The organism is Mycolicibacterium komossense (assembly GCF_025822605.1).
Classification (GTDB): domain Bacteria; phylum Actinomycetota; class Actinomycetes; order Mycobacteriales; family Mycobacteriaceae; genus Mycobacterium; species Mycobacterium komossense.
In genome coordinates, this window is the sequence record NZ_JACKTY010000049.1 from 42973 (window position 1) to 57000 (window position 14028).

General features: G+C 65.8%; 12 protein-coding genes. All 12 read left to right on the plus strand.

The window, feature by feature from the left end:
* Window positions 1-40 precede the first annotated feature (40 nt).
* From H7J73_RS29325 to H7J73_RS29380, 12 genes are read left to right on the plus strand one after another with little or no spacing between them, the layout of a single operon-like run.
* Window positions 41-1180, plus strand: a complete 1140-nt coding sequence (locus H7J73_RS29325; RefSeq protein WP_264071339.1) for an acyl-CoA dehydrogenase family protein — start codon at window positions 41-43, stop codon at window positions 1178-1180.
* Window positions 1177-2442 carry a CaiB/BaiF CoA transferase family protein gene (locus tag H7J73_RS29330; RefSeq protein WP_264071340.1) on the plus strand — a complete coding sequence of 422 codons (1266 nt, stop codon included), beginning with the start codon at window positions 1177-1179 and terminating at the stop codon, window positions 2440-2442. Before H7J73_RS29325 ends, H7J73_RS29330 begins: the two co-directional genes overlap by 4 nt.
* The gene (locus H7J73_RS33770) at window positions 2439-3308 is read left to right on the plus strand and encodes an acyl-CoA dehydrogenase family protein (protein WP_264071341.1); all 870 of its coding nucleotides are present in this window, start codon (window positions 2439-2441) and stop codon (window positions 3306-3308) included. Before H7J73_RS29330 ends, H7J73_RS33770 begins: the two co-directional genes overlap by 4 nt.
* Window positions 3305-4135, plus strand: coding sequence for an SDR family oxidoreductase (locus H7J73_RS29340; RefSeq protein ID WP_264071342.1), 831 nt, complete (start codon window positions 3305-3307; stop codon window positions 4133-4135). The genes H7J73_RS33770 and H7J73_RS29340 overlap by 4 nt, the downstream gene beginning before the upstream one ends.
* 1 nt (window position 4136) lies before the next feature.
* Complete coding sequence (locus H7J73_RS29345) at window positions 4137-5288, plus strand: aromatic ring-hydroxylating oxygenase subunit alpha (protein WP_264071343.1); 1152 nt, start codon at window positions 4137-4139, stop codon at window positions 5286-5288.
* Window positions 5285-6769, plus strand: a complete 1485-nt coding sequence (locus tag H7J73_RS29350) for an aldehyde dehydrogenase family protein (protein WP_264071344.1) — start codon at window positions 5285-5287, stop codon at window positions 6767-6769. The genes H7J73_RS29345 and H7J73_RS29350 overlap by 4 nt, the downstream gene beginning before the upstream one ends.
* The gene (locus tag H7J73_RS29355; protein WP_264071345.1) at window positions 6766-8430 is read left to right on the plus strand and encodes an ABC transporter substrate-binding protein; all 1665 of its coding nucleotides are present in this window, start codon (window positions 6766-6768) and stop codon (window positions 8428-8430) included. The genes H7J73_RS29350 and H7J73_RS29355 overlap by 4 nt, the downstream gene beginning before the upstream one ends.
* A 1-nt stretch (window position 8431) precedes the next feature.
* Window positions 8432-9334 carry an ABC transporter permease gene (locus tag H7J73_RS29360; protein WP_264071346.1) on the plus strand — a complete coding sequence of 301 codons (903 nt, stop codon included), beginning with the start codon at window positions 8432-8434 and terminating at the stop codon, window positions 9332-9334.
* Window positions 9319-10239, plus strand: coding sequence for an ABC transporter permease (locus H7J73_RS29365; RefSeq protein WP_264071347.1), 921 nt, complete (start codon window positions 9319-9321; stop codon window positions 10237-10239). Before H7J73_RS29360 ends, H7J73_RS29365 begins: the two co-directional genes overlap by 16 nt.
* Window positions 10236-11276, plus strand: coding sequence for an ABC transporter ATP-binding protein (locus tag H7J73_RS29370; protein WP_264071348.1), 1041 nt, complete (start codon window positions 10236-10238; stop codon window positions 11274-11276). The genes H7J73_RS29365 and H7J73_RS29370 overlap by 4 nt, the downstream gene beginning before the upstream one ends.
* Window positions 11273-12094, plus strand: coding sequence for an ABC transporter ATP-binding protein (locus H7J73_RS29375; protein ID WP_264071349.1), 822 nt, complete (start codon window positions 11273-11275; stop codon window positions 12092-12094). Before H7J73_RS29370 ends, H7J73_RS29375 begins: the two co-directional genes overlap by 4 nt.
* On the plus strand, window positions 12091-14028 hold the full coding sequence (locus tag H7J73_RS29380) for a CocE/NonD family hydrolase (RefSeq protein ID WP_264071350.1): 1938 nt from the start codon (window positions 12091-12093) through the stop codon (window positions 14026-14028). The genes H7J73_RS29375 and H7J73_RS29380 overlap by 4 nt, the downstream gene beginning before the upstream one ends.

Sequence of the window (14028 nt, forward strand, 5' to 3'; positions counted from 1 at the left end):
AATAAACCAATCTCATACCTAACGGAGCGCAGCCACCGTCATGACCAGCACAGTCGAGCCCACCTTCGTTCCCGGCCGGACCGCCGACGACATCGCACGGCTGGCAGAGGAATTCGCGGCACACGGCTGCGGGGTTCCCCCGACGCAGGGTTCACCTTCGGACGCCGACTCCCGCGCGGCGTACGCGGCCTACGGTCAGGCCGGGTTGATCGGCCTGCATTGGCCGGTTCGGTTCGGCGGCGGTGGACACGACCCCATGGTTACCTTCGCCGTCGAAGAACAGATGGGCTACCACTGGCTGCCGATGTCGAGCTACCTGCTGTCGGTGAAGACCATCGGCAACGCACTGCTCCAGTACGCGACCGAAGCGATGTGCGCGGAGTTCATCCCGCGGATCGCCTCCGGTGAGCTGATCTTCTGCCAGGGATTCTCCGAACCGGAGGCGGGCACCGATCTCGGCTCGCTGCGGACCACGGCCCGCCGCGACGGCGACCGGTACATCGTCAACGGCCGCAAGATCTGGACCTCCAGCGCCGAGCACGCCGATTGGGTCTATCTCGCGGTGCGCACCGGCAGCGCTGAGTCGCGCCACCGCGGCCTCTCGGTGTTCCTGGTCGACATCCACACCCCCGGTATCGTCGTCGACGTCCACCGGACCCTCGGCGGCGGCACCATCGGCGAACTGACCTTGACTGATGTGGCCGTGCCTGCCGATCAGGTGGTCGGTGAGATCGACGGCGGCTGGCAGATCCTGATGGGTACCCTCGACTACGAACGCGTCACCAGCGAGAAAGTCGGCGTGATGTTGCGCCTGCTCGACGAACTCGATCCACTGGTCACTGATCGCGCCGGCCGCCAGACGCTGGGCAGGATCCGCGGCGACGCACATATCGCCCGCGAGCACGGCCGCCGTGCCACCGCGCGACTGGCCGACGGCATCGACGCCAGCGCCGAATCGTCGATGGCGAAACTGTCCATCGCGCTGCTCATGCAGGAACTCGCCGCCACCGCGGTGGAACTGGTCGGGCCGCGTGCGTTGGTGGAGTCCGGGCCCGGTGCGGTACTCGACGGCAAGCTCGCCGCTTTCGCCCGCGCCGCGGTGGCCACCACCATCGCCGGCGGTGTCTCGGATATCCAGCGCAAGAACATCTCCCGGCGTCGGGTGGGGTCCTGGTCATGAGCGACGTTGCGACCACCCGTTTACCGCTGGCCGGCCTGCGGGTACTGGATTACGCCCAGTATGTCGCCGGCCCGTTCGCCGCGATGCTGTTGGCCGATCTGGGCGCCGAGGTGATCAAGGTCGAGCCGCCACGAGGCGACGCCTGGCGCCACTACGAGCCGTTGACTGCCGACGGCGGAAAGTGGTTCCTGTCGCTGAACCGCAACAAGAAGTCGGTCGTCGCCGACCTGAAAACCGAAGAGGGACAACAGTTCAGTGCGGCTCTGATCCGTACCGCAGATGTCGTCATCCACAACATGCCGCCGGCGCGCGCCCGCAGCTTCGGTCTCGACCGGCAATCGGTCGCCGCGGTGAACCCGCAGGCAGTCTGGTGCTGCGTATCGGCGTTCGGGAGCGCCGGTCCCGACTCGGCGACGCTGGGTTATGACCTGATCGCCCAGGCCGCCTCGGGCCTGCTACTCGCCGATGCCCGACCCGGCGACGAGGTGCCTCGCCGGTCCGGTGGGATCGCGATGGCGGACCTGACGGCCGGTCTGCTCACCTTTTCGGCGGCCCTGATCGGTCTCACCGACCGGTTCCGGCGAGCCGCCGCGGGTGGCGCCGACGAACAAGCCCGCGGTATCGAGGTCTCGCTGCTGGGTGCCGCGCTGGCCGTGCAGGTGCAGCGGTTCGTCGCCGTGAACCCAGCTCCCGACCCCTCCGGTGGGACGTCATACTGCGACGACACCAGGCTCACGCAGATCGCCACCGCGGTGGCCGATTCCGATGAGCTCGAGCCCTACTACCGCTGCTACCGGGCCGCGGACGGTTTCATCGCGTTGGCGTGCCTGAATCATGCGCAACGGGTGAAAGTCTCCGGTCTACTCGGTGTCGATGACCCCTGGGCGGCCAATCCGCAGGCCGTCCCCGCCGATGCAGCCGAATACACAGCCCGTAGCGCACTCAAAGACGCTTTCGCCGAGGCGATTTCGGTGAAGCCGGTAGCCCACTGGATCGCGGTTTTCGAAGAGCTCGGGATCCCCGGCGGACCGGTACACGAGATCTCGCAGGCTCACCACGCCGAGCAGGTACGCGCCAACGGACTGGTGCAGACCATCGACCAGCCCGGTATCGGCCAGGTCAGCCTGCTGGGCTCACTTTTCACAATCGACGGGACCGCCGCGCCCGATGCGGTCAGCGCTCCGCGTCTCGGCCAACACACCGAGGCACTGCGCGAATCGCTCAGCCAAGTACAGACGTTCGAAGGAATCGATCACCAGTGAGTACTCAGACCGCCACCGCTCCTGTCGGCTTGGAGGCCGACATCCGGGATTTCGTCGCCACCGTGCGGAAGATCTGCGAATCGGCTCCGACTCCGGACCAGTGGTCGCCGACGGAGCCATGCAATGACCGAAACACGTTGTTACGCAACCGACTATCCGATGCCGGCTGGTTCGATGTCGCCGCCGAGTCCTATGCTGCGGATATCCTGGGCGCGGCCGGTGTCGAGCTGGGCCGGGCACTGGCACCCCTCGACCTGATCGACGACCTGCTCGGACACCGGGTCGCGCTGGGTGCCGACATCGTCGGTGACATCGCGCTGACCCGGTATGCCGGTGCAGGCGACACGGTGTGGCTGTGCGGCGCAGACAGTGTTGAACTCGTCGAGATCGTCGGTGCAGAACCGCTGTGCTACATCGACGCCCAGTCGGTGTCGTCAGTCATCACCAAGGCTGCTGCACCGGCCGAGCTTCCGAGCGCGGTACTGGACGGATGGATCGCCGCGATGACCGGGTACATCGCCGGCCTCGCCGTGGGCGCACTCGACCTCGCCGGGGGACATGCCGCACAACGGATCGCCTTCGGCCGGCCGTTGTCAGACCTCGATTCGGTCGCCAAGAAAATCGCCGACTGCGCCACCGCAACCGAGGGCCTGCAGATGGCCGCGGAGCGCCGGCCCGACGCCTACGTATTGCAGCAGGCGCCGGTCGCCGCATTCCGGGTGATGCGCGCGTGCCACCAGATTCTCGGGGGTCTCGGCTTCACGCTCGAATACCCCTTGCAGCGGTATTCGCGCCGCGTGGAGGCGCTACGGGTCTGGACCCCTGCGGTTGTCACCGCACTCGCGGCGTCGAGCAGTCCGTCATGACCGCGCGCACCATCGTCATCACCGGCGGTGCCACCGGAATCGGATACGGCATAGCGCAGCGACTCGTCGACGACGGCGACGACGTGGTGCTGGTCTCGCGCAATCCTGAGAAGCTGTCGGCGGCCGCGGACAGCCTTGCCGGCGGCCGTGGCTCGGTGTCGGTCCACGCCGTCGACGTTCGCGATCACGACGCGGTGGCAGAGCTGATCGACGCGCTGCCGCGAGTCGACGGACTGGTCAACAACGCTGCGGGCAACTTCGCCGCGAAGACCGTGGACATGAGCTTCCGGGCCTTCCGCTCAGTCGTCGAGATCTCGCTGTACGGGACGTTCAACGCGTCGCAGGCGCTGGCCAGGCGCCTCATCCGCGAGAACAGGGCCGGCACGATCCTCAACATCGTCGCCAGTTACGGCTGGACCGGGGCTCCGCTGGTGGCGCATTCGGCCGCCGCCAAGGCGGGCATGATCGCCTTCACCAAATCGGTCGCCAGGGAGTGGGGACCGAACAACATCCGGGTCAACGCGTTGGCTCCCGGCTTCGTCCCGACCGACAACGCAGTTGCCGGAATTCTGTCCAGCCCGGGAGCTCAGGAGCGCATGCTTGACCTGATCCCTCTCGGGCGGTTCGGCAGCCCGGAAGAGATCGCCGACGTGGCCGCCTTCCTGCTCGGGGACGGGGCCCGCTACGTCACCGGTGCGGTCTTCGCGGCCGACGGTGGCCGGTCGCTCGGGATATCGATGCACGACGCGGTATCGGAGCACCCGGCCAGCAAACCGAATCCGCTTGCCGAACAGCTCATTCCATCAGCCGCCGGAAGGGAATCCTGATATGAACAGCACCTCTTTGACCAATAGCACCGCATTCCACGTGACGCCCGACGAGGCCGCCCGTATCGCCCAAGAGCTCGCGACGGGCAAGACCCTGCCGCTGTCCTGGTATACCGATCCGGCTGTCACCGCTGCCGAGATCGACCGGATCTACTCCGACACCTGGCAGTACATCGGCCGGGCCGCCGACGTCGCCGAGGCAGGTCAGTTCGTCACCGCCGATATCGCCGGGCGGCCGATCGTGGTGGTGCGTGACCGCGATGGCTCACTCAACGCCTTCCACAATGTGTGCCGGCACCGCGCGGCCAAGGTGGTGCTCGAAGAGTGCGGCCTCCGCCGCAGCCTGTCGTGCCACTACCACGCCTGGACTTACGGCCTCGACGGCAGCCTCAAGGGTGCGCCGCGCTCCAAATCGGAAGTGGACTTCCCCCAGTCGGATTTGGGGCTGCGCAAGGCCTCGGCTGCCACCTGGGGACCGTTCCTGTTCGCCAATCTGGCCGAGTCGCCGGAACCGCTAGAGGCCCAACTCGCCGATGTGCCCGCCCTGACCGCAGGCGCGGGCATCGACGTGGACAACCTGACGTTCCATTTCCGCGTCGAATACGACCTGAAATGCAACTGGAAGGTCGCGATCGAGAACTACCTCGAGTGTTACCACTGCCCCAACGCCCATCCTGGCTTCAGTCACGTCCTGGACACCGACATGTCCGCCTACCAGCTCGTCCTCGAGCCGACGCTGGCCTGGCAGAACGGTCCGCTGCGCCAGCTGAGCCCCGGCGCCGCGCCGGGCCAGGGCTACACGGGCCGCGACGGCGCGGTCCCGGAAGGCCGCTACTTCGCGGTGTTCCCCAATATGAAGGTCAACATCAACCCCGGCCTGCCGAACCTGTCGATCGGCCCGATCATCCCGATGGGTCCGGACAACAGTCACGGCTTCCTGGACTACTACTTCAGTCCGGATGTCTCGCAACAGTGGATCGACGACATGATCGTGTTCGACAACGAGGTCGGCGCGGAGGACACCGTTCTGGTGGAATCGGTGCAGAACGGGATCCGTTCCGGCGCAGTGGAACAGGGCCGGATCATGCTGGAGTCCGAGAAGCTGATCGCCGGCTACCAGAGCTGGCTGCTGGACAAGCTGACAGCGCGATGAGCTCCCCGGCGTTCGTCGTGGGCAGTACCGATCGGCTGCTGATCGGCGGCCAACAGTGCTTGCCCGCAACACCCGTCGAGCCGGCCGAGGTGGTCGACCCAGCAACGGGCCGGGTGATCGGGTACGCGCCGGTAGGCGGCCCGGTCGATGTGGATCGCGCCGTTGCGGCGGCCCGCGATGCGGGAAGGCACTGGGGCAGCTCCGATCCCGCGTTCCGGGCGGACCTGCTCGATCGCGTGGCGCAACGGATCACCGACCGGATCGATGACTTCGCCGCAGTGATCACCGCCGAGATGGGGGCGCCCGTCGACAACGCCAGGGACGTTCAGACGCAGCTGGCCATCGATGTGTTCCGGTCTTACGCGACGATCGCCCGTGAGTTCGTCTGGTCTGAGCCGTTGCGCGCCGGTGTCGTGCGATACGAACCGATCGGCGTCGTCGCCGCCATCACGCCGTGGAACTACCCGCTGTACCTGGCCGCCATCAAGATCGCCGCCGCTCTCGCCGCCGGTTGCACTGTGGTCTTCAAACCGAGTCAGGACGCTCCGCTGGACGCAGTCCTGCTGGTCGAGACCATCGTCGAGGTGGCCGGTGATCTGGGCGCTCCCCCGGGCATCGTCAATCTGGTGACCGGAAGTGGAAGTGTTGTCGGGGAGGCTATCTCGACACATCCGGGAATCGCGGCAGTGTCTTTCACCGGTTCCACGGAGGCAGGCAGGCGGGTGAGCGCCGCCGCGTCGGCCACCGTCAAGCGGGTCGGCCTGGAACTGGGCGGCAAGTCGGCGGCCATCATCCTCGACGACGGCGTCGACCTGACCACCGCATTGTCAGGTGCGCTGGCCGGTGTGTTCTACAACTCCGGTCAGACCTGCACCGCGTGCGCGCGAATCCTGGTCCCGCGTCATCGATATGAGGAAGCCATCAGCATCGCCGCAGAGCTCGCCGGTGGCTGGGAGATCGGTGATCCACGGCTGCCCGGTGACCACATCGGCCCCATCGCCACCCGGGCTCAATATGAAACTGTGCGGCGTTACCTGCAGGTCGGAGTCGACGAGGGCGCCCGGCTGCTGTGTGGGGGAGTGCCCGACGAGGCCGCCCTCGACGACGAGATGCGCGACGGATACTGGGTGTTGCCCACCGTCTTCGCCGGTGTCGAGCCGGGGATGACCATCGAACGCGAAGAGATCTTCGGTCCCGTCGCCTTGGTGATGGCCTACGACGATGACGACGACGCGGTGCGGATCGCCAACGATTCCATCTACGGGCTCAGCGGTGCGGTCTGGGGTACCGATACGGCTCGGATGCTTGCTGTGGCAGGGCGATTGGAAACCGGTCGGGTGGTGCTCAACGGTGGCCCGTTCGACGTGGTGGCGCCCACCGGCGGTTACAAGCAGTCCGGTAACGGACGTGAGCTCGGGCTGCACGGATTGCGCGAGTATCTCGAAGTGAAGAGCGTGCTGTTCCCAGGAGAGCAATCATGACCGATGTCAGTCGGCGGGGCTTCCTCGCCATCGGCGGCGCAGGCAGCATGGCGGTCGTACTGGCCTCGTGCGGGCGAAAATCCGGGGTGAGTGCGACGCAGATCGAGGGTCCGCCATCCGGGGTGACCGCCGCGCCGCCGGGCCCCGGCAGCGTGGATCGGGGCCGCTCCGGTGGTGGGGTGGTCACGGCCTGGACGGCGGAAGGCAATTCCTACGACGCGGCCATCGGCTATGACCTGCATTCGTGGGAGGCGCTGACCAGCTTGCTCTATATGCCGCTCTTCCGGTTCGCCGGGCAGAAGGGCTCGGCCGCACCGGCGGCGGCCGCGGCCATGCCGGAGATCTCGCAGGACGGCACCCGCTACGTCATCAAACTTCGACCCGATTTCGCATTCCACAACGGTCGCCCGGTCGTCGCCGCCGACTACGTCTACGCCTGGCGTCGAGTGCTCGATCCTGCGACCGAATCCTGGGCCGCACAGTACTTCGCGTCGATCAAGGGGGCCGACGAGTTCATTGCGGGCACGTCCACCGAGCTACCCGGTCTGGTGGCCCGCGACGATCACACCCTGGTCGTCGATCTCAAAGAGCCCGATATCACCTTCCTCGGCCAGCTTTCCCAGCCCTATGCCGCTGCCCTGCCCCAAGAAGAGGTCGAGCGCCTCGGCGCACAGTTCAACCGCACCCCGGTGGGTAACGGGCCGTTCATGATCACGTCTTACGACACCAAGAACCGGCATGCCCGGTTCGTTCGCAACCCCCACTTCGCCTGGGCCGGTCTGCCGTTCCTCGATTCTGTCGAATACCGATGGGGCATCGATCCGGCCCTGCAGTTTCTGCAATTGCAGAACGGTGACGTCGACATCCTCGGTGAGGGCCTCACCCAGAGCATCGCCGCGCGAGTTCAGGGCAACAGCGAACTCAGAGACAAGTTCACCGTCGACATCCCCACCCTCGGCGCGAGCTGGGTTGCCTTCAACGTGGACAGCGACAAGCTCAAAGATCCCCGGATCCGCCAGGCGCTGAACTGGGTGACCGACCGCGAACAGCTGGCCAAGTTCTCGCGAGGCCTGCAGGTGTCGTGGGGTGCGGTCATACCCGACGACGAGCCCGACTATCGCCGCACGGTCACGCCGTACACGTTGGATCCGGATCGGGCGAGAGCACTGATGAAAGAGGCCGGAGTGCAATCACTCGACCTCGATTTCTACTGCAGTGAAGACGATTACTGGCTCAGCGCCAGTCAGGTTCTCCAACAGCAATGGGCGCCGATCGGGGTCAACCTCAAGGTCACCACGCTGAGCAATGCGGCCTTCTGGACCGCGGTGGAGCACGGCGACGCCGACGCATTCGGCCGGGGTTACTATCAGGTGCAGCCCACCGGTTTGGACCTGTTGGCCGGCAACTTCGTCACCGGCGCGTCGTCGAACTACCAGGGTTATTCGAACACCGCCGTTGACGCATTGATCGCGAAGTCGCAGAACAGCCTGACCGTCGAGGACAGCAACCGCTACCTGGCCGATGCGGAGACCATGGTCGCCGCGGACGCTCCCGGGGTGTTCACCGCCAGCCTGCGGTTCGTAGCGATGCGTTCCCCGCGGGTGCAGAACTACCAGATGCGCTGTGAGACTGGCAGTTACTACGATCGAATGTGGGTGTGACATGAGCACGATCGTTGCCGCGGCGGTGCGCGATGAGCTCGACGTGTCGGACAAGCCGCGCAAGGCTCCCCACCGAAGTCGGGTGCTCTACCTCGGAGCCGGGCTCCTTGCCGCCCTGATGATATTAGCTTTGCTGGCGCCGTTGTTCGGCTCGCCCTATGTCATGCACACGGACGGTCTCACCGATCTCGGCGCCCCGTTGGGCATGTTCAGTCCGCACCACATCTTCGGCACCGATTCTCTTGGCCGAGACATGTTGGCCCGCAGCGTGACCGGCCTGCGCTCCACCCTGTTCGTCGCGATCGTCGCAAACGTCACCTCGCTTCTGCTGGGTACTGTGGTCGGGCTGCTGGCCGGCTTCTTCGGATCGTTTGTCGAGCAGAGCCTGATGCGCATCGTGGATGTCTTCCTCTCCATCCCCGTCGTGCTATCGGGGCTTGCATTGGCCAGCATCGTCGGTCGGGGCATGTGGGGCATCGTCGTCGTGGTCACCGCGCTGTACTGGGCCTGGACTGCCCGGCTGGTCTACGGCGAGGTGCTGCGCCTGCGGGGCCGGGGATTCGTCGAAGCGGCCACCGTGCACGGCGTCGCGCGATTCACCATCCTACGAAGGCACGTTCTGCCGCACACCTCCACTGTGCTGATCAATATCGCAGCACTCAACGGGGCGGCCGTCGTCGTGATCGGCGCCGGCTTGTCCTACCTCGGCGCCGGTATCCAGGCGCCGCAGCCCGAACTCGGAAACCTCCTGCAAAACGGTGCCGCTGCAATTGATTACGCGCCACACCTACTGCTGGTTCCACTGGCGCTGACGGTGGCGACGGTGCTGTCATTCGTCCTTATCGCTGAAGGTATCAACCGACGTAACTCTCTTTCGGAGCGGCATTCATGGCTCGATATCTGACCCGGCGGGTGCTGTACGGCATCCTCACCATCGCGCTGGTCATCCTGCTGACCTTCATCATCCAGTACCTGATGCCCGGTGATCCGGCCCGAACCATCGCCGGTCCCAAAGCGACGCCGGAACTGCTCGCCAGTATTCGGACCCGACTGCACCTCAATGACCCACTGCCGCTGCAATTGTGGAACTACTTCACTTCGGTGCTGCACGGCAACCTCGGTGAGTCCTACACCAGGAACCGGCCGGTGCTCGACCTGATTCTCGAGCGCCTGCCCGCCACCGGGATGCTGGCCCTCGCCGCGCTGATGATCGAGGTAATACTCGGTGCCGGTCTCGGATTGTGGGAAGCGTTGCGGCAGGACCGCAGCTGGGCGCTGGCGGCCGTCAACGTCGCACTGCTGTCCATACCGGCATTCGCGCTCGGGTTTCTGCTGCTGCTCTGCTTCGGCTATCTGATCCCGGTGTTCCCCGTGGACGGCGGCACGGGCTGGTCGCACCTCGTACTGCCCGCGGTGACACTCGGCGTGCTGGGAGCGCCGTACTACGCGAACCTGGTGCGAGACGGAATGAAAGACGCCCTGGGGGCCCCCTACACCCGCACCGCTGTGGCCAAAGGGCTCCCCACGCGTTACATCGTCACCAGGCACGTGCTGCGCAACGCGTTACCACCCTCGATCACCATGCTGGGCATGGACATCGCCATCATGTTCTCCGGCGTGGTGTTTGTCGAGGCGATCTTCGGGTGGCCGGGAATCGGCGCCCTGCAGACGCAGGCCTTCGCCGACGTCGACCGTCCCGTCCTGATGGGAACGGTCATCATCGCGGCGGTGGTCGTCGTACTCGGAAACCTGGCAGCCGACGTCATTCGGGCGTTCGTCGACCCACGGACAAAGGTAGGTGCACTGTGAAATCCGCCGTCAATATGGTGAGCGGTGCGCGCCCTGACGCGCAGCCCGAGCCACCGGTGCGCACCGTCGGGTCAGATGTCGTGGTGCGGAATCTGTCCGTATCCTATGGCGACCACCACGCGGTGCGCGATGTGAGCTTCGAGATCAAGGCCGGCACCACGCTGGCGCTGGTCGGTGAATCCGGATCCGGCAAGTCCACCATCGCGCTGGCGGTGAGCCGACTGTTGACCACCGACGCCACCATCGACTCGGGGACCGCCGACATCGGCGGTGTCGACGTACTGGGCCTGACCGGGCAGGCGCTACGGGAAATGCGGGGCCACGCCGTGGCGTATCTGGCCCAGGACGCATTGGCGGCCCTGAACCCGGTGGTGCGGATCGGTCGCCAGGTCAGCGAGATCTACGCCGTGCGCGGCGGTGACAAGCGCAGCGTGGCCCGCGAGAAGACCATCGCCGCACTGGAGCAGGTCAACATCCACAACCCCGGACGGGTCGCCGAGATGTATCCGTATCAGCTGTCCGGCGGTATGCGGCAGCGGGTGATGATCGCGATGGCGCTGGCGTTCGAGCCCGCCCTGTTGATCGCGGACGAGCCGACGACGGCACTGGACGTGACGGTTCAGGCCGAAATCCTGGCCCTGATCGTCGACCTCCAAGAGCGAAACGGGTTGACCTGCCTGTGGATAACTCACGACATGTCAGTTGTCGCCGAGATGGCCGATTCGGTGGCAGTGCTCTACGGCGGTCAGATGCTGGAAATGAGTGATGTCTATTCGGTGTTCGACACGCCGCGCAATCCCTACACCGGACGGCTGCTCGAGTGTTTCCGGAGCGGTAGATCGGCCGGCCTCAAGGATCCGTTCAGCTCCATTCCCGGAAGCCCGTCGTCACGGGCGCCCCGCGTCGGCTGCCCGTTCTCGCCGCGCTGCGATGGCGCCGATGAACAGTGCCGCACCGAGGCGCCGCATTCTCTCGAGATGACGCCGGCGCATTGGACGGCCTGTCATCATCCACTCGAGATCGGAGCAGGTAGATGACCGAGAAGCCGCCGATCGTGGAAATCAGATCGGTATCAAAGCGATTCGGTAAGGTCACGGTACTCGACGAGGTATCGCTAACTGTCGAGTGCGGCAAGACGACCAGCCTGGTGGGGGAGTCGGGTTCCGGAAAGTCCACCCTGGCCCGCATCGTGACCGGTCTGGAGACGGCAGACTCCGGCACGGTGCTGTTCGGTGGTCGGCCTCGGCCCCGCCGCGGACGGGCCGCCCGAGCTCTTCAGCGAACCGTGGGCGTGGTGTTGCAGGATCCCTATGACTCGATCGACCCGCGTTTCACCGTGGGTGAAGTGGTCGCCGAACCGCTACGTGCGCAAGGCCATTACCGCAAGGGTGGCCGGGAGAAGGTGCGTGAGCTGCTCGACCTGTGCGGGATGACCGATATCGATCTGGACTGCCGGGTCACCGGCTTCTCCGGCGGACAACGGCAGCGCATCGCGATTGCGCGTGCGCTGGCCACCGAGCCGGACCTCATCGTGTGTGACGAGCCCACCTCGGCGCTCGATGTGTCCGTCCAGGCCCAGATCCTCAACTTACTGCTCCGATTGCAACGGGAGCACGGGCTGGCGTACCTGTTCATCACGCACGACATCGACGTCGTCCGCCGGATCAGCGACCAGGTGGCGGTGATGTGCCAGGGCAAGATCGTCGAGTCGGGTGACACCGCCGACGTCACTGGCGAACCACAACATCCGTATACCAAGAAGCTGCTGTCGGCGGTACTGGGCTCGTCGCCCCACACCCGGAAACTGTCGGGCCCGCTCGCGAAGAACCGCACCCTGGAGGTTGTTGCCCAATGACCGATTACGCACTGAGCACCGAGGACATCACCCTGGAGATGGCCGACGGTGTCGCGCTGGCTATGACGCTGTACCGCCCGATCACCGACGGGCCCGTGCCGGTTCTGGTCGAGGCGCTGCCGTACCGCAAGGACGACATGCTGGAGCGGGATCTATATGACAGGCTGGTCACCCAATACGGTTTCGCCGTGTGCCGCGTCGATGTGCGGGGCACCGGATCCTCCGGTGGACCGGCCACCGACGAATACCCGGTCACCGAACTCGACGACCTGAACACGGTGATCGACTGGCTGGCGGCGCAGCAGTGGTCGAATGGCTCTGTCGGCATGTTCGGTTGGTCCTACAGCGGATTCAACTCGCTGCAGGTCGCGGCCACCCGGCCCGCCGCGCTCAAAGCGATCGTGCCCGTCTACTCCTCGGATGACCGTTACAACGACGACGTGCACAACATCGGCGGCGCATTGCGGCTGCTGGACTTGGTCGACTATCCGTCCTTCATGGTCGCCATGAATGCCATGCCGCCGGTTCCGGCGCTGTGGTCGGGCGACTGGCGTGCGCAATGGCGGCACCGGATCGAGTCCAACGAGCCGTGGTTGTTCACCTGGCGGGCCGAGCAACGTCGCCAACCCTATTGGCAGCAGGGTTCGATCCGGCCCGACTACGCCCGCGTGACCTGCCCGACGATGATCGTCGCCGGTTGGGCGGATGGCTACCGCAACAACACCTTCCGCACCGTGGAGGCGCTCGAAGAGGCCGGCACGCCGTGGAAGCTGTTGATCGGGCCATGGAGTCACATGGGGACCGAGACGTCGCTGCCCGGACCATGGGTGGACCTGACCGCCGAGATGGCGCGCTGGTTCGACCGGTGGCTTCGTGACGACGACAACGGAGTGGACACCGAACCGCGCGTCCAGATCTTCCACCGCCGAAGCACCCGGCCCGAACCCGACCTGGCCGAGCTGAGGGGAGTGTGGCGGGCGCACCCGGGAATGCCGTTGGCGGACAACAAGACCCTCGACTTCGATCTGGGCACCGGCGTTGTCCAGCACGCGATGATCGGCGATATCGGTACAGCAGCCTGGAACAGCTGCGCGGGGGCACTGCCCTGGGGGCAGCCGACCGACCAACGCTACGACAATGCGGGATCGCTGACGTGGGACTTCCCGGGGGACGATCTGCACGTCTACGGCCATCCCATACTGCGGCTACGGGTCCGTGCGGATCGCCCGGTGGCGTCCGTGTCGGCCAAACTGTGCGACGTGTTCGCCGATGGCACCTCGGTGTTGATCACCCGCGGGTTCCTGAACCTGACTCACCGTGGCGGTTATGACGCCGACCCGGTGGCGTTGGAGCCCGGTGAGTGGGTCGACGTCGATGTCGAACTCGAGGCGACCGCATGGAGTCTCGACGACGGGCACCTACTGCGGCTCGCGGTCGCGGGCGGCGACTGGCCCAACGCCACCGTTCCACCGGAACCCCTCACCCTGGAGATCGACCGCGAAGCATCCCGGCTGTCCGTTCCGGTGTTGACGAGTCTGGACGACCTCGACGAGCCCGAGCTGGTGCACGTCGTGCCGGAGAAGTTGCAGAGCTCGGACGGAATTACCTGGGCGGTCGAACGAGATGTGTTGGCGCGCAGGACGAGATGCCGAACCGAGCATGGCAGCGACTGGGTGAGCACAAAGGGTTATCGCTGTCGCGAGCACTACACGGGACTGGTCGAGCTGGACACCCGGACCTTCGCGCAACGGGCGGAGGCATTCGCCCGCTTCGATGTCGAGTTCCCCGAAGGTCGCACCGCTACGCAGTCCACGATGACAGTCGACCTCGACGCCACGCACCTACACCTCGACGTGCACGTCGAAGCCTTCGACGGCGATCAGCTGTTCGCCGAGAAGCGCTGGCAAAAGAGCATTCTCAGAGATCTCGGATGA